This window comes from Streptomyces sp. NPDC005820, from assembly GCF_040630255.1.
Taxonomy (GTDB): Bacteria; Actinomycetota; Actinomycetes; order Streptomycetales; family Streptomycetaceae; genus Streptomyces.
The window spans coordinates 1-19189 of sequence record NZ_JBEXXE010000021.1; the positions used below are offsets into that span (position 1 = coordinate 1).

Annotated in this window: 17 protein-coding genes; 10 read left to right on the forward strand and 7 right to left on the reverse strand. The window is 73.3% G+C overall.

Translation table 11 applies throughout. The features are described 5' to 3' along the window. Window positions 1-90: 90 nt before the first annotated feature. The gene (locus ABZ464_RS25350) at window positions 91-1782 is read right to left on the reverse strand and encodes a hypothetical protein (RefSeq protein ID WP_359280042.1); all 1692 of its coding nucleotides are present in this window, start codon (window positions 1780-1782) and stop codon (window positions 91-93) included. Window positions 1783-1927: 145 nt separating this feature from the next. Then, window positions 1928-2242 carry a DUF5955 family protein gene (locus ABZ464_RS25355; protein ID WP_359280044.1) on the reverse strand — a complete coding sequence of 105 codons (315 nt, stop codon included), beginning with the start codon at window positions 2240-2242 and terminating at the stop codon, window positions 1928-1930. Window positions 2243-2424: 182 nt separating this feature from the next. Here ABZ464_RS25355 and ABZ464_RS25360 point away from each other — a divergent pair, with 182 nt between their 5' ends. Continuing rightward, complete coding sequence (locus ABZ464_RS25360) at window positions 2425-3045, forward strand: nucleotidyltransferase family protein (RefSeq protein WP_359280045.1); 621 nt, start codon at window positions 2425-2427, stop codon at window positions 3043-3045. 93 nt (window positions 3046-3138) lie between these two features. After that, window positions 3139-4764 carry a malate synthase A gene (aceB, locus tag ABZ464_RS25365; RefSeq protein ID WP_359280047.1) on the forward strand — a complete coding sequence of 542 codons (1626 nt, stop codon included), beginning with the start codon at window positions 3139-3141 and terminating at the stop codon, window positions 4762-4764. A gap of 3 nt (window positions 4765-4767) precedes the next feature. On the opposite strand, the gene ABZ464_RS25370 is transcribed toward aceB, so the two are convergent. The 3 genes from ABZ464_RS25370 to ABZ464_RS25380 are packed head-to-tail and all read right to left on the reverse strand — an operon-like array spanning window position 4768 to window position 7531. Continuing rightward, entirely contained in the window at window positions 4768-5079 is a 312-nt protein-coding gene (locus ABZ464_RS25370) for a SelT/SelW/SelH family protein (protein ID WP_359280049.1), read from the reverse strand. Then, window positions 5076-5990 carry a HipA family kinase gene (locus ABZ464_RS25375; protein ID WP_359280051.1) on the reverse strand — a complete coding sequence of 305 codons (915 nt, stop codon included), beginning with the start codon at window positions 5988-5990 and terminating at the stop codon, window positions 5076-5078. Before ABZ464_RS25375 ends, ABZ464_RS25370 begins: the two co-directional genes overlap by 4 nt. 20 nt (window positions 5991-6010) lie before the next feature. Then, a complete protein-coding gene (locus tag ABZ464_RS25380; protein ID WP_359280262.1) occupies window positions 6011-7531 on the reverse strand; it encodes an IucA/IucC family protein in 1521 nt (506 codons plus the stop codon). A gap of 113 nt (window positions 7532-7644) precedes the next feature. Between ABZ464_RS25380 and ABZ464_RS25385 the strand changes: the two genes are divergently transcribed. The 3 genes from ABZ464_RS25385 (at window position 7645) to ABZ464_RS25395 (ending at window position 11384) form a co-directional block, all read left to right on the forward strand. Further along, on the forward strand, window positions 7645-9171 hold the full coding sequence (locus ABZ464_RS25385) for an IucA/IucC family siderophore biosynthesis protein (RefSeq protein ID WP_359280053.1): 1527 nt from the start codon (window positions 7645-7647) through the stop codon (window positions 9169-9171). Between the two features lie 117 nt (window positions 9172-9288). After that, the gene (locus tag ABZ464_RS25390; RefSeq protein WP_359280055.1) at window positions 9289-10551 is read left to right on the forward strand and encodes a VWA domain-containing protein; all 1263 of its coding nucleotides are present in this window, start codon (window positions 9289-9291) and stop codon (window positions 10549-10551) included. Window positions 10552-10580: 29 nt separating this feature from the next. Next, window positions 10581-11384 carry a hypothetical protein gene (locus ABZ464_RS25395; protein ID WP_359280264.1) on the forward strand — a complete coding sequence of 268 codons (804 nt, stop codon included), beginning with the start codon at window positions 10581-10583 and terminating at the stop codon, window positions 11382-11384. A 57-nt stretch (window positions 11385-11441) separates the two neighbouring features. Here the strand turns inward: ABZ464_RS25395 and ABZ464_RS25400 are convergent, their stop codons facing one another. After that, a complete protein-coding gene (locus tag ABZ464_RS25400) occupies window positions 11442-12095 on the reverse strand; it encodes a winged helix-turn-helix transcriptional regulator (protein WP_359280056.1) in 654 nt (217 codons plus the stop codon). An 87-nt stretch (window positions 12096-12182) separates the two neighbouring features. On the opposite strand from ABZ464_RS25400, the gene ABZ464_RS25405 reads away from it, so the two are divergent. Further along, window positions 12183-13391, forward strand: a complete 1209-nt coding sequence (locus tag ABZ464_RS25405; RefSeq protein ID WP_359280058.1) for a pyridoxal phosphate-dependent aminotransferase — start codon at window positions 12183-12185, stop codon at window positions 13389-13391. 9 nt (window positions 13392-13400) lie between these two features. Here ABZ464_RS25405 and ABZ464_RS25410 read toward each other — a convergent pair whose 3' ends face one another. Beyond that, window positions 13401-16247: a hypothetical protein gene (locus ABZ464_RS25410; protein ID WP_359280059.1), complete on the reverse strand. Its 2847-nt coding sequence runs from the start codon at window positions 16245-16247 to the stop codon at window positions 13401-13403. Window positions 16248-16411: 164 nt separating this feature from the next. Between ABZ464_RS25410 and ABZ464_RS25415 the strand changes: the two genes are divergently transcribed. From ABZ464_RS25415 to ABZ464_RS25430, 4 genes are all read left to right on the forward strand, one after another. Then, complete coding sequence (locus tag ABZ464_RS25415; RefSeq protein WP_359280061.1) at window positions 16412-17005, forward strand: histidine phosphatase family protein; 594 nt, start codon at window positions 16412-16414, stop codon at window positions 17003-17005. Between the two features lie 49 nt (window positions 17006-17054). Beyond that, window positions 17055-17684 (forward strand): hypothetical protein, encoded by a 630-nt coding sequence (locus ABZ464_RS25420; RefSeq protein ID WP_359280063.1) that lies wholly within the window; start codon window positions 17055-17057, stop codon window positions 17682-17684. A 63-nt stretch (window positions 17685-17747) separates the two neighbouring features. Next, window positions 17748-18170 (forward strand): acyl-CoA thioesterase, encoded by a 423-nt coding sequence (locus ABZ464_RS25425; RefSeq protein ID WP_359280064.1) that lies wholly within the window; start codon window positions 17748-17750, stop codon window positions 18168-18170. A gap of 114 nt (window positions 18171-18284) precedes the next feature. After that, window positions 18285-19100 (forward strand): chitosanase, encoded by an 816-nt coding sequence (locus ABZ464_RS25430; protein WP_359280065.1) that lies wholly within the window; start codon window positions 18285-18287, stop codon window positions 19098-19100. The last annotated feature ends 89 nt before the right edge of the window (window positions 19101-19189 follow it).

A 19189-nucleotide genomic window follows, 5' to 3' on the forward strand; every position in this document is an offset into this window, starting at 1 on the left:
CCCTCGTACTGGATGTACTTGGGCTTTCGGCCGGTGCGGCGAGAGGGCGTGCCGGGCGTCGCGACGGGGCAAACGTTGCCTGCCGCGGCACTAGCCCTCCGGTGTCGGCTCCGTAGGACCCGTGCCCGTCCGCTCGCCGTTCCCGCCCGCCTCGAGGGAGGCGTGGCGGCGGCGCAGCGCGTCGCGTTCGACGTCCGGGATCGTCATCGACTCGGCGAGCACGGCGGCGAGCGCGTCCACTTCGGCGGTGTCGACGCCGGTGGGGAAGACCCACCGGATGTTCTCGTCGCGCGTGATGAGGTCGACGGCCGGGCGCCCGCCCTTGTCCTGTGCGGTCGCCGCCCGGATGTATCGCACCCGGTCGACCGGGATGTCCGGACGGGTCTCGCCCTGCTCGAGGAATGCGTTCGCCCTGGCCGTGATGATGCGGCGGTCCGTGACGGCGACCAGCGTCTTCGCCGTCGCCCTGTCCCTGGCTGCCGCCAGCTTGTCCTTGGCCCCGTTGAAGATCGCGGACAGGGGACCGAGGGCGTCGAGCTGATCGGGGAAGCCGAGGACACGCAGGGTCTCTCCGTCCTCCAGGAACCATTGCAGGATGCGGAGGTACGGCTTCAGGTCCGGTGATCCGGGTGCGCAGACGACGCCCGGAGCCTCGAGCGGAGGGGCCGGCGGACGGAGGGCGTCGGCAAGCGGCGCGATCGCCTCCAGCAGGCGGGCGGAGGTCTGGCGGGCCGCCATCGCGTCCTTCCGCTTCCCCGGCAGTGGCAGGGTGTCGCGTCCCGGAAGCTCGGCGATGATGCGCAGCTCCCGCGTCAGCGAGTCGACGAGGCTGCTCGTCTCGGCGAGGGCGGAGTCGAGCTCCGCGCGGGCGTCGCGCGCGATGGCGTCGACGAGCCGGGCCTCGCCGGGGTCGTCGGGTGCGGCGGCTCTCGCCCGGGCGGCGTGCAGCGCCTGGTATCCGATCCATGCCTTGACGGAGGACAGGAGGGCGTTCGCGTCGAAGACGACCGCCTCGGCGTTCGTCTCGAGATACTCACGGCGGCGTGGTGTGTCCAGCTGGTGGATCTGCCGGATGTGACTGCCGACGTTCAGCCGGTAGAGGTCGAGCTGCTTGCGCAGGTCCGCCTTCCGGCCCGCGACGGTGTCCCACAGGGACGTCGGGACCGATCCGATCTCCCGGGCCTGGTCGACCATGTGGTCGACGGTGGTGACGAGCGCCGTCAGCTCGGCCCACTGCCCGTGCCGGACCGCCGTGAGCACCTGGCCCGTCAGCGCGATGTTCGTCCGGACCAGTCCGGTGATCTCGCTCAGCTGCATCTGAAGGGCGACCATGGCGAGCGCCGGGCCGACCGCGGCCGCGGTCTGCGCCGCGCTCACCGCGGTCACGGGGATGAAGCGGGCCTGGGCGATGAAGCGGCCCGGAACCATCACCGTGCCGAGGTTCGCGCCGTCCTTGACGGCGAGCGTCGCGCCGGACTGCAGCAGGGCCTGTGTCGCGGCGCTGATCCTGTAGAGCCCCTGCGCACTGGCGAAGGCGTTGCCGAGGTTGCCGGCCACGGTCGCCGCGTTGCCGATCGAGGCGAGGACGGTGGAGATCCGCTGCCGGTCGGCGGTCGGCACGAGCCCGAAGTCGAGCAGATCGGGCTGGAGTTCCGCCGGGACCTCCCCGAAGACGACGGCGACCCCGGGGAGCACCTCCGCCAGAACCGTCGACGGCGTCGACGAGTCGAGGTCCGGGTCCTCGGGCTCGGCGGTCTCCCTGGAGTCCGAAAGGTCCTGCATGCGTTGTCCTCCCCCGCGAGGCGCGCGACAGCCGACGTCGGCGGCGCCACCGCCGAAGTCTACGGCTCGACGCCCGGCGGTTCGGCCCGAATCCGCCGGGAATCCACCGGGTCGGTTCCGGACCGGTCGGCCGGTGCGGGGGCGGTCAGCGGCGTGGAGGCTCGCCGAACAGGTCCACCGCCTCGTGGACCTGGGCGAGGCCGCGGGTCAGGGCGCTGACCGAGCCGATGGCTCCGGCGATCAGGAGCAGGGAGCGGCGCAGGTGCGGTATCTCGGGGGCGCCGCCGGCGGCCATGGCGTCCAGGGCGGCGAGTTCCTCCTCCGCGATGTCCCGGTCCGGGAACTCCGCGGGGTGCGCGGCGAGTTCCCGGCGCAGCCGGGACACGGCGGAGCGCAGCTCCACCACCCGCGGATCCTTGTCGGTGCCGGTCACAGGCCTCTGCTCCACGCTCCGCAACACAGTCCTCCCCCTCGCACCCGGTTGTGCGCGCGCATGTTCCCGCGCCGGGTGCCGATCGGGCCCCGGACGGTGCGGGCGCCCAGTTAACGCCACCTCGGGCCATGGGCGCCAGTCCGCTGCGTCACCGACTTGCTGCGCAGCGTGATCCGTCGGCCGTCGCTCGGATGGGGTATGCAGGATCCATGACGTACGACAGGGACGAGATCGCCGGTCTGGTGCTCGCGGCCGGGGGCGGGCGGCGGCTGGGCGGGCGCCCGAAGGCGCTGCTGACGCACCGGGGACGGCCGCTGGTGGAGCACGCGGTGGGGGTCCTGCGCGCGGCCGGCTGCACACGCGTGCACGTGGTCCTGGGGGCCGCCGCCGGGGCCGTACGGGAGCGGGCGCGGCTCGACGGGTGCGTGGTGGTGGAGAACCCTGGGTGGGAGGAGGGCATGGGGTCCTCGCTGCGGGCCGGGCTGGACTCGCTCGCGGGGACGGGGGCACGGGCGGCGCTGGTGTCGCTCGTCGACCAGCCGGGCATCGGACCGGAGGCGGCGGCCCGGGTGCGCGCCGCGTACGAGGGCGAGACGTCGCTGGTCGCGGCGGCCTACGACGGGGTGCGCGGCCATCCCGTCCTGTTCGGTTCGGCGCACTGGGCGGGCGTGGCGGAGGGCGCGCGAGGCGATCAGGGGGCGCGCGCGTATCTGAAGGCGCATGCGGCGGAGGTCGTCCTCGTCGAGTGCGGTGACGCGGGCCTGCCGTACGACATCGACACCCCCGGGGATCTGGCCCGGCTCAGCCCCGGCCCGGAGGAGGCGCCCTGAGATCAACAAACGATTGAACTTCCACGATGAGGAAACTAGTATCCACTTTTACCAGGGCACCCGGTGCCACGCTCGCTGAAGGAAGTGACGTTCATGTCCGCACCAGCGCCGTCCCCGCTGGCCATCGTCGACGCCGAGCCCCTGCCCCGGCAGGAGGAGATCCTCACCGAGGCCGCGCTCGCCTTCGTGGCCGAGCTGCACCGGCGGTTCACCCCGCGCCGCGACGAACTCCTCGCCCGCCGCGCGCGGCGCCGCGCCGAGATCGCCCGCACCTCCACGCTCGACTTCCTGCCGGAGACCGCGGCGATCCGCGCCGACGACTCCTGGCGGGTGGCCCCCTGTCCGGCCGCCCTGGAGGACCGCCGGGTCGAGATCACCGGCCCCACCGACCGCAAGATGACCATCAACGCCCTCAACTCGGGGGCGCGGATCTGGCTCGCGGACTTCGAGGACGCCTCGGCGCCCACCTGGGAGAACGTGGTCCTGGGTCAGGTCAGCATGGCCGACGCCTACACCCGGAACATCGACTTCACGGACGCGGCGAGCGGCAAGTCGTACGCCCTGCGGCCGAACGAGGAGCTCGCGACGGTCGTCATGCGCCCGCGCGGCTGGCACCTCGACGAGCGGCACCTGGTCGACGCGGACGGCACTCCGGTGCCCGGCGCCCTGGTCGACTTCGGCCTGTACTTCTTCCACAACGCGCAGCGGCTGCTCGACCTCGGCAAGGGCCCGTACTTCTACCTCCCGAAGACGGAGTCGCACCTGGAAGCCCGCCTGTGGAACGAGGTGTTCGTCTTCGCGCAGGAGCACGTCGGCATCCCGCAGGGCACCGTCCGCGCCACCGTCCTGATCGAGACGATCACGGCCGCGTACGAGATGGAGGAGATCCTCTACGAGCTCCGCGACCACGCCTCGGGGCTGAACGCCGGCCGCTGGGACTATCTGTTCTCCATCGTGAAGAACTTCCGTGACGGCGGTTCGAAGTTCGTCCTCCCGGACCGCAACGCGGTCACGATGACGGCCCCGTTCATGCGCGCGTACACCGAACTCCTCGTGCGCACCTGCCACAAGCGCGGCGCGCACGCGATCGGCGGCATGGCGGCCTTCATCCCGTCCCGCCGGGATCCGGAGGTCAACAAGGTGGCCTTCGAGAAGGTCCGCGCCGACAAGGACCGGGAGGCGGGCGACGGCTTCGACGGCTCCTGGGTCGCCCACCCCGACCTGGTGCCGATCGCCATGGAGTCCTTCGACAAGGTCCTCGGCGACCGGCCGAACCAGAAGGACCGCCTCCGCGAGGACGTCCACGTCGAGGCCGCCGAGCTGATCGCGGTCGACTCGCTGGACGCGCGGCCCACGTACCCGGGTCTGGTCAACGCCGTGCAGGTGGGCATCCGGTACATCGAGGCCTGGCTGCGCGGTCTGGGCGCGGTCGCCATCTTCAACCTCATGGAGGACGCGGCCACCGCCGAGATCTCCCGCTCGCAGGTCTGGCAGTGGATCAACGCGGGCGTGGAGTTCGAGAACGGCGAGAAGGCGACCCCGGAGCTGGCCCGGAAGGTCGCCGCCGAGGACCTGGGCGCCCTCCGCGCCGAGCTGGGCGAGGAGGCCTTCGCCGCCGGTCACTGGCAGCAGGCCCACGACCTGTTCCTGGAGGTCGCCCTCGACGAGGACTACGTCGACTTCCTCACCCTGCCCGCGTACCGGCAGCTCAGGGGCTGACGCTCACTCCGGCCCGTCCGAGTGGCCCAGGGACCGTCCCGGGGCCACTCGGTCGCGTACGAGCCGCTTGACCGCCGTCGGCTCCGGGAAGCCCTGCTCACGGCGGTCCCACACCACCTCGTCGTTCACCCGGACCACGAACACCCCGCCCGTGCCCGGCTTCAGCGTCAGCTCCGTCAGCTCGGACTCGAACGTCGTCAGCAGCTCCTGCGCCAGCCAGGCGGCGCGCGGCAGCCATCGGCACCGGGTGCAGTACTCGATCTCGACGCGCCGACTGTCGACCTGCTGCCTGTCGCTCAGCTGCCTGTCACTCATCCGAGGTGCACCGACCAATCCTGTTCCGCCGCCGGCTTGCCGTGCAGGTCCGGGACCCGCTTGAGCCAGCCCGGCCGGCCCTGCTGGGTACGTGCCGCCCGGAGGGCCTCCTCGGCGGCGAGTTCCTCCCGGGAGGGGAAGTCGGTGGGGAGCCAGGCCGCGGAGGCCTCCACGCGCGCGTGGAGGTAGTCCACGTACGCCGTCCTGATGTCGTCCGGCGTCGCGAAGCCCTCCTCGTCGAGCAGCCAGGCGTCCGGGACCTCGGCCACGATGTCCCGCAGCAGCTCCCGGGTCACCTTCGGCGCGAGCTCCGCGTCGGCGGCGCGCACGTCCGGGCCGTAGTGGCCGAGGGCGTGGTGGCGGAAGTCGTAGGCCTTGGCGGGGTCGGAGGCGTCCCAGCGGTGGTGGAAGACGAGGGCGGCGCCGTGGTCGATCAGCCACAGGCGCGGCGGCACGGTGCCGAAGGTGGGCCAGACCATCAGGTTGGAGCTGTGGACCGTGCGGTCGACGTTCACCGTGAGGGCGTCCAGCCAGACGACCTTCCCGGCCTCCGACGGATCCACCGGGAAGGTCTTCGCCACCTCGGGTGTGAAGTCCTGCGCGCCCGGCAGGAAATCCATGCCCAGGTTGAGGCCCGCGCTCGCGCCGTGCAGGTCGCGCACCTCCTGGTGGGGCTCGTCGTCGGCGATCGCGGGGTCGAAGTGCACCAGGACCAGCTCGGGGAAGCGCAGCCCCAGCGCCCGGGCCAGCTCCCCCACGATCACCTCGGCGACCAGCGCCTTGCGGCCCTGCGCGGAACCGGTGAACTTCACGACGTAGGTCCCCAGGTCGTCGGCCTCCACGACTCCGGGGACGGAGCCGCCGGACCGCAGCGGGGTCACGTATCGAACGGCAGTCACTTCGCGCAGCACGGACGCCAGCCTAATTCAGATCATGTGCGGGCCAGCGGGTTCGGCAGGGGCAGGTAGCGGGCGTCGGCGCCGTCCGCGCCCGTCCAGCGCAGCAGCAGGTTGGTCTTGCCGGGCAGGGTGGGCGCGGTGAGCAGGGCGTGCGCCTCGGGCAGGGCGTGGCGGGCCAGCTCGCGGCGGACGGCGGGCCAGGGGTCGAGGCCCGGGTGGTGCTCGGCGAGGGCGGCGGCGATCTCGGTGAGGTGGTTGACGACCAGGCAGTACACCAGCCGCTCCCAGCCGGCCGCCCGCTCCACGTCCGTCAGCAGCTTGACGCCCTCCGCGTCCCGGAACAGCGCCTGCACCGGCATGCCGTCCGCGTCGACGGCGACCAGTGTGTTCTGCAGGTGCGCCTCGAGGACGACGCCGTGCTCGGCGAAGACCGTGAGCGCGGGCGGCACGACGGCCCGCAGATACGCCTCCCACCAGGCCGCCGGGTCCGTCGCGGCGTCGAGCGGGCTGCCCGCGAACCCCTCCGTGAGGCCCGCCGCGAGCAGCGGGGTGGCGCCGGGCAGGACCGGGCCGTGCAGGCCGTCGCGGACCAGGACGGCGAGTTCCTCGAAGGCGAAGGACGCGGTGCGGTAGCCGCGGTCGCTCAGCCAGGCCGCCGGTCCGTCGAGGGCGGCGAAGGCGCGGGTGACGGCCGTGTCGGTGCGGCGCAGCTTCAGCAGGTCGTGCCGCCACAGCCGGCGGACGTCGTTGGTGATGCGCACATCGAGGCTGAACTTCAGGAACAGGTCGCGCTCGGGCGCGTACAGGGTGCGCACGGCCGCCGTCGGCCAGGCCTCGAAGGCGGTCGCGCCGAGCCGCAGGAGGCGGCCGTCGGCGAACGCCGGGGCCAGTTCCCGGGCCGTCAGGTCGAGCTGCCAGGGGTGGGCGGGCAGCAGCCGGTAGCCCGCCGGGGCCTCGCCGAGGGCGTCGAGCGCGGAGGTGTCGCCCTCCTCGACGACCAGGTCCTCGCGGACCGCGAGCAGGGTCAGGGGGAAGCGGGCGTACGCCTCCGGGGCGTACGGCAGCCAGCCGGCCACCGGGCCGCCGCCGCGGGCCTTGGGGGCGGGGTGGTGGGGGTGGCCGGTGAGGAGGGACTGCTCGGAGCGCAGATAGCCGTCGGCGGGCGGGGTGGCACGCGCGCGTGCGGAGAGCAGCGCGGCGACCGCGTCCCGGCTGTCGATCATCTCGGTGGGCAGCTCGTGGTTGGGGAGGCCGGTGTGGCGGCGCAGCTCCTCGGCGACCAGTTTGACGAGTTCCGGGTGGTCGAGCGGCTGCCAGTGGTCCGCCGTGCGCAGCTCGGGCCCGGCGGGGCGGCGGGTGCCGCGCACGCGCAGCAGCCGGCCGGTGCCGGGCAGCCGGTACACGCGCCTGCCGTCCCGCCCGGCGGGCTCGGGCAGCTGCTCGGCCACCTCCCGCAGGAGGCAGTTGAGCAGCGGCGCGAGGGCGCGGGCGTCGGCCCGGCCGTCGTCCACGGCGGGGTCGGCGGGCCCGGCGGCCTCGGCGGGCGGGGGGATGAGGTCCACGCGTTGTACTCGTTCCCTACGGTTCTTCTGGGCGGAGACGATCAGTATCGCTGTCGTCGCGGCCCCTCCGTGACTCACGTACCCGCACCCCGAGGAGCCCACCCGTGGACCGACCTCCCACCGCCGAGGCCGAGGTGGCCGCCGAACTCTCGTCGCTGCGCCCGGACCTCGTCCCCCGGTACGCCGCCGCGCTGCCCGGCGCCCGGGCGGCCGTGCTGACCCGGCTGTGGCGGGCCCTCGCCCATGAGCCGCTGCCGTGGATCACCGGCCGGGAGTCCGGCCGGGAGGATCTGGCGTTGCGGCTGGCGGACGGCCGTCTGCTGCACGGGCCGCGGGCCGACCCGTACGCGACCGCCGCGTATGTGACCGAGGTACGGCTGGACGGGGTGGCGTACGACGATCCCGCGCGTCTGATGACGGCGCTTGCGGTCCCCCACGGCGGGGGCTTCGCCGCCGAACTCGGGCACAGCGCGGCGTCGTTGGCGCTGTCGCGGGCGGCGCGGGAGCCCGTGACGGAGGCGTGGCCGGCGCACGACTGGGAGTGGGAGCAGCGGGTCGTGGACGGGCATCCGTATCACCCCAACTGCCGTTCCCGGCCCGGTTTCTCGGTCGCCGAGCAGCTGGCGTACGGCCCGGAGCACCGGCCGGTGGTGCGGCTGGGGCTGGTGCCGGTGCCGGCCCGGGAGTGCCTGGTGTCGGGCGGATGGCCGCAGGACCTGCGGGACGGGGAGCGGCTGCTGATCCCGGTGCATCCGTGGCAGGCGGCGCATGTCCTCAAGCGGTCCGGCGGGCAGGAGGTGGCGACGCATCGGCCGATGCCGGCGCATCCGCTGATGTCGCTGCGGACGCTCGCGCTGCCCGGCGGGCCGCATGTGAAGACCTCGCTGAGCGCCCGGCTGACGTCCTCGGTGCGGGACATCTCGGTGGGGTCCGTCGCGGCCTCGGCGGCCCTGTCGGCGTTCGCGGAGACCCTCGCCGCGCGCACGGACGGCCTGCTGCACATCACCCGCACGCTGGGCGCGGCCACCCCCGACTCCCCCGAACTGGCCGCCGTGCTGCGGGAGTCGCCGGCGGTGTACGCGGGGCCGGGCGAGCGGGTCGTGCCGGTGGCCGCGCTGGCCACCACCCGGCTGCCCGAATCCCCGGCCTGGACGGCGGAGTTCGCGCGCCTCGCGCTCACCGTCGGGCTGCGGCTGCTGGAGTGGGGGGTGGCGCTGGAGGCGCACGGCCAGAATCTGCTGGTCGTGCTGTCGGCGTCGGGCGCCCCGCTGCGGCTGGTCTACCGCGATCTCGCCGACATCCGCGTCGGCCCCGCCCGACTGGCCCGGCACGGCCTCGCGCTGCCGGACGACCTGCCCGCGCGGATCCTCACCGACGAGGAACCGGCCCTGCGGCGCAAGCTGTTCGGCTCGCTGGTGGCGGGGTCGCTGGCGGCGACGGCGGGCAGCGGTACGGCGCTGCGGGCGGCGCTCGACACGGCCGTACGGGAGCTGCCGCGCACCCCCGATCTGGTGGCGCTGTGCGAGCGGCCGCTGCCGGCGAAGGCGCTGACGCTGATGCGGCTGTCGCCCGGCACGGCCGGGGACCAGTGGGCCGCGCTGCCCAACCCGCTCGCGCCGAGGGAGAACTGACCACTTCGCACCGACCGCTCCCGCGGTGTGCGTTCACGCGTTGTTGTCGGCCCCGTTGTCGGCCCCGTTGTCGGCCCCGTTTTGTGGCGGGACACCCCTGATCAATAAGATCCGCCGATGATCAGAACACAACGGCTGGCGGCGGGCGTCTGCGCCCTGCTCGCCGCGCTCACGGCCGGGCTCGCGTTCCCGGCCGGGGCGGTCGCCGACGAGACCACCGCCCTCGCGCCCAAGGTCGACCTGGTCCTCGACGTCAGCGGCTCGATGCGGACGAAGGACATCGACGGTGGGACCCGCATGGCCGCGGCCAAGCAGGCGTTCAACGAGGTGCTGGACGCGACCCCGGAGACCGTCCTCCTCGGCATCCGCACCCTCGGCGCCAACTATCCGGGCGACGACCAGAAGACGGGCTGCAAGGACACCGCGCAGCTCTACCCGGTCGGCCAGGTGGACCGTACCGAGGCCAAGGCGGCGGTGGCGACCCTGTCCCCCACCGGCTGGACGCCGATCGGCCCCGCGCTGCTGAAGGCGGCCGACGACCTCGAAGGCGGCACCGGCTCCAAGCGGATCGTGCTGATCAGCGACGGCGAGGACACCTGCGCCCCGCTCGACCCCTGCGAGGTGGCCCGGGAGATCGCGGCCAAGGGCATCGGGCTGACCATCGACACCCTGGGCCTGGTGCCCAACACGAAGATGCGCCAGCAGCTCAGCTGCATCGCCGAGGCCACCGGCGGCACCTACACCTCAGTCGAGCACACCGAGGAACTCACCGACAAGGTCAACCAGTTGGTGGACCGGGCGGCCGACCCGGTGGTCACGCCGGTCGCCACCGAGGGCACCGGCTCCTGCTCGGCGGCGCCCACCCTGAAGTCGGGTCTGTACACCGACCGCGAGGAGTTCGGCCAGGAGCGCTGGTACCGGGTGGACGTGGAGCCGGGCCAGGAGCTGCGGGCCTCGGTGAGCGTGGCCTCGGACCGGGCGATGAACCCGGGCTACGGGGTGCTGCTGCGGGCGGTCACGGCGCACGGCCGGGAGATCGTGCGCGGTGAGGCGGCGGGCAACGGCCGTACCGACGTCGTCTCGACCGGTCTGCGCTACCCGAAGGCGGAGAGCGACGACGAGGACGCTCCGGCCGAGACGGTCTGCCTCCAGGTGACGAACTCCTTCTCGGCGGGCGCCGGGGTGAAGACCACCCCCGGTATGCCGGTGGAGCTGACCGTGGACGTGGTCGACGCGCCGTCGCAGGCGAGCGATGTGGCGTCCTTCGGTCTCGGGCGCGGCTGGTGGCTGCTCGGCCTGCTGGTGCTGGTCGGCTTCCTCGCGGGTCTGATCTGGGGCTGGCTGTCTCGCTGGCGTGTCGCGGTCTGGAGGACCAACTGATGCGGATCCAACTGATGCGGGCCCGACCGATGCGGCTCACACGAGTGCTGGGCGGCGCGCTGCTGGCGCTGGGCCTGGCGGCCGGACCGGCCGCCGCCGACTCCTCGCCCTCCGCGAGCCCCTCCGGGGACAGTGCCGCGCCGACCTCGGCGGGCACCTCCTTCCGTACGGCGACGGAGGTCGAGCAGGGGCAGACGGCCACCGCGAGCGCCTCCACGGGTGACTACCTGTACTGGTCGTTCCCGGCGGACTCGGGGCAGCGGCCCACCGTGAAGGCCGAGGTGAAGCTGCCCGAGACGCATCTCGCCCAGACGTGGCAGATCGATGTGTACGACGGTCTGCGGCGCCGTCAGGCCTGCCAGTACGGCGCCCAGACCCGCACCGCCGCCCAGGACGCCGACCGGGTGGAGCTGGCGTGTGTGCTGCGCACGGTCCGCGCCTGGTCGGAGCCGTGGGCGAACGACCCGCTGCCGGGCACGTACTACGTCCGGCTGACGGCCGTCGGTCTGAAGGCGGCCGACCTGGGGCAGCCGGTGAGCGCCGGACTGCAGGTCACCTCCAAGGACATCGGCGGTGCGGCGGCCGTGGACGGTTCGCTGGCGAAGCCGCTCGTCCCGGGCATCGCGGTCACGTCGAAGGCGGAGGACGACGATTCCTCGGCGACGGCCGTGCTGTCGAGCATCGAGCCGGACGACGGCTGGGCCTCCGGCTGGTGGTCCGACCGCTGGGTGTGGACGGGGATCGGCGCGATCCTGGCCGCGCTGGCCGGCATCGGCGGTTACACGCTGACCCGCGGCTCGGGACGACCGCGCCAGGTACCGCCGTCCGCCTGATCGCTCACGCCCACTCAGAAGGCCCATCACCACCCGGTGGTGGGCCTTCGGCGTGCCTCAGCCCTCCCGCAGCGCCTTCGCGAGCGTCCCCTCGCCGGTGACCTCGATCCGGCCGGTGCGCACCGCGTCCCGCACGCCCAGCTCCCCCCGGGCCACGGCCGCGCAGGTGCCGGCGTCCAGGGTGAGGCGGGCGTCGGGTTCGTGGGGAGCGGGGCCGGCGCCGTGGACGGGACCGTCCTGCGCGCCGACGTACACGTGGAAGTCCCCTTCGTCCAGGCGGACTTCGAGCAGTCCCCCCTCGGAACGGAGTTCGGGGAGGTCCTCGCCCGCCAGGCCCCGCAGCAGCGGCAGCGCGAACCAGTGGGCGCGGACCGCGTCGGTGGGGCGGCGTTCGCCGAGTTCCCCCTCGCCCCAGCGGCCCAGCGCCTGGAGGACCGGCAGCAACTCCCGGCCGCGCGCGGTGAGTTCGTACACGTAGGCCGCGCCCGGCGGGGGCAGCCGGCGGCGGGTGGCCAGGCCGTCGCGTTCCATGTCCCTCAGCCGTCCGGCGAGCACATCCGTGCTGACGCCCGGCAGGTCGGCGTGCAGGTCCGTGTACCGGCGCGGGCCCGCGAGCAGCTCCCGGACGATCAGCAGGGTCCAGCGGTCCCCGACGGCGTCGAGCGCGCGGGCGGCGGAACAGTACTGGTCGTAGCTTCGACGAGGTGACATGCGACGCAGTCTAGACATGTCGTTGGACTTTCCAAGCTGGAACTTGGTAAAACCAAGCAACACACGAAACCGGAGGGGCGAGCGCGCATGGAGTTCCGGCAGTCGAACAAGCTCAGCGAGGTCTGCTACGAGATCCGCGGCCCGGTGGTCGAGCACGCCAACGCACTGGAGGAGGCGGGCCACAGCGTGCTCCGCCTCAACACCGGCAACCCCGCGCTCTTCGGTTTCGAGGCGCCGGAGGAGATCCTCCAGGACATGATCCGGATGCTGCCCAAGGCGCACGGCTACACCGACTCGCGCGGCATCCTCTCCGCCCGCCGGGCCGTGGCCCAGCGCTACCAGACCCTCGGCCTGGAGGTCGGCGTCGACGACGTCTTCCTCGGCAACGGCATCTCCGAGCTGATCTCCATGGCCGTACAGGCGCTGATCGAGGACGGGGACGAGATCCTGATCCCCGCCCCCGACTTCCCCCTGTGGACGGCGGTGACCACCCTCGCGGGCGGCAAGGCGGTCCACTACCTCTGCGACGAACAGGCCGACTGGTACCCCGACCTGGACGACATGGCGTCGAAGATCACGGACCGCACCAAGGCCGTGGTCATCATCAACCCCAACAACCCCACCGGCGCGGTCTACCCGAAGGAGATCGTCGAGGGCATCCTCGACCTCGCCCGCCGGCACGGCCTGATGGTCTTCGCCGACGAGATCTACGACCAGATCCTGTACGACGACGCCGTGCACCACTCGGCCGCCGCGCTCGCCCCCGACCTGGTGGTGCTGACCTTCTGCGGGCTGTCGAAGACGTACCGGGTGGCGGGCTTCCGCTCGGGCTGGCTGGTGGTGACCGGCCCCAGGCAGCACGCGCGCGACTACCTGGAGGGCCTGACCATGCTGGCCTCCATGCGGCTGTGCGCCAACGCACCGGCCCAGTACGCCATCCAGGCCGCGCTCGGCGGCCGGCAGTCCATCCGCGACCTCACCGCGCCCGGCGGCAGACTGCACGAGCAGCGTGACGTGGCCTGGGAGAGGCTCAACGAGATCCCGGGGGTGTCCTGTGTGAAGCCGAAGGGCGCGCTGTACGCGTTCCCGCGCATCGACCCCAAGGTCCACCCGATCCACGACGACGAGAAGTTCGTCCTGGACCTGCTGCTCCAGGAGAAGATCCAGGTGGTCCAGGGCACGGGCTTCAACTGGCCCACGCCCGACCACTTCCGCATCCTGACGCTCCCGCACGCGGAGGACCTGGAGACGGCGATCGGGCGGATCGGGCGGTTCCTGAGCGGCTATCGGCAGTAGCGGGCCCCGTCAGGAGGCCGGGCAGCCGTCGGCGTCGGCTTTGTCCGCCTCGGCGTCGGCGGGCTCGGGGGGCTCGGCGGAGAAGACCTTGTCGGTCCTCTGTTCGCCCCCGGCCTCCTTGTACACCTTGAAGAGGGCCACGGTGTGCCCGCACGGCTTCTTGCGTCGCTCGGGGCTCAGATCGATCGGCCCTCCGGCGCCCGTTCCCTTCCTCTTCAGCAGCTCCCCGTTGACGAACTCCGGCCGGAAGGACGCCTTCTGGGCCGCGTCGTACAGGACCGTCATCGCGTCGTACGCGAGCGCCATCGTGCCGTCCTCGAACAGCGGGTCGCCGTTCCCGGGCGCCTCCATGTCCAGGACGGCCGCGACGTGCGTGGCCAGCGGCGAGGAGGGGAGGGTGTGCTTGGGATCCGCCAGCGAGGCGTAGTAGAGCGTCACATCGCCGGTGAGCCGCTCCTGGCCCGCCGTGGCCAGGGTCTTGGTCGAGTCGTCCCCGGTCATGATCGTCAGCTTTTCGGGCGCGCATCGCGAACTCGACACCGCGCCGGCCAGTTCGGTCAGCTTCTCGGCCCGGCCCGTGAAGTAGAGAGCGGTCAGTTTCGGGCGGCACAACGCCTCGCCCACCTCGGCCAGCGTGCCGTACGTCATCCTGCGGGCGGTGAGCTTCCCGGTCCTGTCCAGGGCCTCCTCCGCGTCGTGCGCCTGCTGTGTGCTGTAGGCGTCCCGGGTGCCGCGCGGCGTCAGGATCAGGACCTCGCCGGGCTCCACGGCCACCTTCCCCGTGTCGACGGCGTCCTGGAAGGCGCGGGCCTCCTCCTGGTTGGTGGCCGCGAGACCGAAGTAGTTCGGGTTCCCGGCCGCGAGCCGGTCGTCGGAGTTCTGGGGGGCCAGGACGTTCAGCCCCGCGTCCCGCAGGCGCCGCACCGAGCCCTCCATGTGCTCGTCGTCCCGGCTGAACCCCACCACCCCCAGCACCTCGTCCGGGTGGGCCCGCGTGTAGTCGATGATGCGGGTGACCGCCTTGTGCTGCTGCTTCATCAGATGGCCGCCGTTGGCCACCTCGACGACGACCTTGGGCAGCCCGGGCCCGCCCGCGCCGTCCGTGGCGTTGAGGGCCTTCTGCTTGGCGTGGACACCGGTGAGTTCCCGCAGTCCGTTGAGCGCCGTCGCCGACCGCTTCTCGCTGCCGGTGGTCAGCTCGCCGGCGTAGAACACGACCACGTGCGGCCCGGACCGGGCGTCGTCGTTCTCGACGGCGATGGAAGCCATCAGCTGCGACAGGCCGGTCCCGGCGGCTCCCTTGCCGTCGCCGGGGTGTTCGTCGGTCCTGCCGTCCAGCCGCACGCCGCCGTCCGGGGTGAACAGCACGGTGCCGTCCGAGATGCCCACGCACTCGACGCCGACGACCTCGGTGTCGCGGTCGAAGGTGTGGAACCGGCGGTCGTCGCAGTTCTCCGGCCGGGTGCCCGCGTACACCCCGGCGCCGGTCAGCAGGCCCGTCACGACCAGCACGGCGAGCGCACGCGGGGCGCCGCGCACCCAGGCGGGCGGGCCGATCGGCGACGCGTCGTGCGGCTGCGTCCCGGTCGGCCGGAGCAGGGTGGCCGGCAGGCGGATCGGCAGCACCCAGGGCAGACTGGCGGCGACGCTCGGCGACTGGCCGACCCTCAGATGGTCGCGGACCCAGGCCCAGTACAGGGCGGAGGGGTCCGGGTCGGCGTCCGGGTCGGCGAACGCCGGCGGCACCGCCGTACGGGCGTGCAGTGCGGCCTCGTCCTCCCGGGTCAGACCGGCCACGACGAGCAGGGGGTCGAGTTCGCTGCGGCGGCTGCGCACGTCGCTGATGACGCGGAGCAGGGTGATCCCGCCGTTCGCGCCCGAGGCCCGCGGGACGAACACCACCGGCGGGGTCACATGCCGACGGCCCCGCAGCACCGACCGGGGCCGGAAGTTGTGGCGCAGGTCGTCCAGGAAGGCCAGTGTGCGCAGTTCGAGGTAGAACTGGCGGGCCCGCTCCCGCTCGGGCCCCGCGGCCCCGCCGCGCGCCAGCCGCAGGGTGCGGGCCACCTCCTGCGCCCGGGCCACCCGGGTGAGACGGGACCGCCGGGGCCGCCAGAGCGACCAGACCGGCGCGGCGTCGCTCGCGGCGGCCACGAACGTGGTGGTGGACAGCCAGCGGCCGGCCGGACCGTGCCAGGGCAGCAGCCCCTCGTGCCGGCGCGACCAGGCCCCGCCGAGCAGGACCAGCAGCACTCCGGCGAGCAGGCCGAACACGAGTTCGCCGTTCGCCGCCGCGACCCCGCCGAGCGTCGCGACGAAGGCCGCGCCGACGAGGTTGGCCGGACTCATGGCCGTCCGCAATGCCTGCTGCGCCCAGCCCTCACCGGCGCCGCCCGCCGGGGCGGGCCGCCACCGCATCCGCTCCAGCCGGGCCAGGACAGCGTGCTCGTCCTCGGCGGCCACGGCCTGCTCGACGGCCTCCAGCAGCGCGGAGCGCGGGAAGACATACGGCTCCGAGTGCGGCCGGTGCCGGCTCTCCCACGGCTTGCCCGCGAGGTCGCCGAGGACCGCCAGACCCCGCTCGAAGTCGTCCCCCTCCTGCTCCGTCTCGACCACCCGGCACCGCAGCCCGCGCCGCAGGTGCAGTTCCCGCAGGAACTCCACCCCCCTGCGGACCCGGTCGTCCGCCTCCGTCTCCTCGCCCGGCTCCGCCACCGCGTGCAGGGCGAGCAGCGGCATCGGGGTGCGCAGCGGATGGAATGCGGTCACCAGCTGCGTGCAGAGTCTCACCACCCGGTCCGTCGCGCTGTTGGGCGCGTAGTCCGTCCCGCCCGTGCGCTGTCCCCACGTCGCCACATGGCCTCCCGCGTCCGCTCGTGCTCCCCGCGCAGGCCTCCGAAGGTAGGGCGACGGGAGGCCCGCCCGGACCGGACGGCCGAGGACTTCACCCGCACGAGTGCAGCCGGCGCCGGGCCGTCCTCGTGTCGTACGCCGCTGATCACTGTCGTACGCTGACGGACATGGCCGATCTCCTCCTGGTCCGGCACGGTGAGACCGAGTGGTCGCGGTCCGGACGGCACACGGGCTGGACGGACGTTCCGCTGACCGAGCACGGGCGGGACGAGGCACGGCGGCTGACGACGCTCGTCGGGTCGCTGCGGATCGGCGCCGCGTACGTCAGCCCGCTGGGGCGGGCCCGCGAGACGGCGGAACTGGCCGGGCTGTACGGCGCCCTGGTCGACCCCGAGCTGCGGGAGTGGGACTACGGCGGGTACGAGGGCGTCACGACCGCCGAGATCCAGCGGGCCCGGCCCGACTGGTTCCTGTTCGACGACGGGGTGGCGCCGGGGCCGCCCGAGCACCCCGGGGAGACGCCCGAGGAGGTCGGCGAGCGCGCCGACCGGGTGCTCGCGAGGGTGCGGGAGGCCGGTGCCGACGGGGACGTGGCGCTGGTGGCGCACGGGCACTTCCTGCGGGTGCTGACCGCCCGCTACCTCGGGCTCGCGCCGTCGGCCGGGGCGCTGTTCCGGCTCGCCACGGGCACGCTGGGCCGGCTGGGCACGGAGCACGGGCGGCCGGTGATCGCCGCCTGGAATGTCACACCCGGGTCGTAGCCTTCGAGTGGGCCCGCCGCAGGGCCGGACTCGACAGGGGGAGCATGCCGTGACCCGACCGCCGACCGCCGCGCAACGGCGGGTGATCGACGCCGCCGAGCCCGTCACGGGACGCCTCAGGGGGACGGAGGCGCAGCTCGCGGCGCTGGTGCGGCGGGGGCTCGCCTTCCGGCATCCGCGGCCGCCGCACGACCATTTCCTCACCCCGGCGGGCCATCGCCTACGGGACGCCGAGGCCGCTCCTGCTCCCGAGCCCCCGAAGGAGGAGCCCGGCACCGGGGTGTTCGCCGCGCGGGTCGGCGGCGAGGAGGACACCGGCGCGGACGGCCCGGCCCGCGCACGGGAGGTGCACAGCGCCTGGCAGGGTCTGCTGGAGCTGCGCCGGATGACGAATCCGGACGGATCGGTGGCCCGCCCCTGCGGCTGGGAGCGCACCCACCTGGTCCGGGCCGCGGCCCTCGCCCTGGAGGCCGCGGGACACCGCCCCGCCGGGCCGGACACCGACGGCTACCGGGTCCGGGCGACGCCCCAGCCGGAGGCCGTCGCCGTGCGCGGGCCGGACGACGCGACGCTGAGAGCGTGTGCGGCGACACTGGAGAAGGCGGGCTGGCAGGTCGGCGAGCACACCGATCCCCGGACCAGAGCGCGCTATCTGCTGGCTTCCCCACGCCGCGTGTGAGGGACATGCCAGGATCGATGCCCGGCGCACCGATCTCTCGTCGACGAGAAGGGGAAGCACGCAGTGAGCGAGCCGTTTTCCGTCCGGATCACCGTCCGCGGGTACGAGACGGACGTACAGGGACACGTCAATCAGAGCGTGTACATCAACTACGCGGAACACGCCCGCTGGTCCCTGTTGCGGGCCGCGGGCATCAGCCAGACCGAGCTGACCGGCCAGGGGGTGGGGCCCGTCGCGCTGGAGACGACCATCCGCTACCGGCGCGAACTCCTCGCGGGCGACGAGATCGACGTCTCCTGCGTGTTCGAGTGGGGCGACGGCAAGACGTTCCGGATCCGGCAGACGATCAGCAGGGCCGACGGCACGGTGGCCGCCGAACTCACCGCGGTCGGCGGGCTGCTGGATCTGAAGGAGCGGCGGATGGTGGCGAATCCGCAGGGCTACTTCAAGGAGCTGGCGAGTGATCCGGGCCTGTTCGGGCTGTAGCGCGCGCCGGCTCTTTGTCGTGTCCAACTCACAGCACCTTCCCCACCGCGACCCAGGGCTTTCCCAAGATCCTGCGGCAGGCTCAGCTGCCTTTGACCGTGCCCTACTTGGGAGATGACGTTGCCCTTCCCGCACGCACGAGCCGCCCGCCGCACCCTGCTCGCCGCCCTCGGCGCCGCGGCGCTCGCCACGCAGTGGCCGTCGGCCGAGGCCGCCACCGCGACCGGACTCGCCGATCCGGAGAAGAAGGACATCGCGATGCGGCTGGTGTCCAGCGCGGAGAACTCGTCACTGAACTGGAAGGCGCAGTACAAGTACCTCGAGGACATCGGCGACGGCCGCGGCTACACCGGCGGGATCATCGGCTTCTGCTCCGGCACGAGCGACATGCCGGCCCTCGTCGAGCTGTACACCGGGCGGCACCCGGACAACGCCCTGGCCGCGTATCTGCCGGCCCTGCGCGCGGTGAACGGCACCGACTCCCACGACGGTCTCGACCCGGGCTTCCCGGCCGCCTGGCGCACGGCGGCGAAGACGGCCGGGTTCCGCAAGGCCCAGCGCGACGAGCGGGACCGGGTGTACTTCGACCCGGCGGTCGCGCGGGGCAAGAAGGACGGCGTGGGCACGCTCGGCCAGTTCGCCTACTACGACGCCCTCGTCATGCACGGCCCGGGCACCGACGCCCTGAGCTTCGGCGGCATCCGCAAGCGGGCCCGCGCCCACGCGGACACCCCGGCGGACGGCGGCGGCGAGACGACGTATCTGCACGCCTTCCTCGACGCGCGGGTGTGGGCGATGAAGCAGGAGGCGGCGCACCGTGACGTGAGCCGGGTGGAGACGGCCCAGCGGGTGTTCCTGAAGAAGGGGAACCTCGATCTGGAACCGCCGCTCAAGTGGAAGGTGTACGGCGACAGTTACGAGATCGACTGAGGTGACCGGCCCGGGGCGCGCGTGCGCGGCGCGCCCGGGCCGGCCGCTCCGGACACCGCACAGTCGTCCGGAGCCACCGGCCGAGGGCC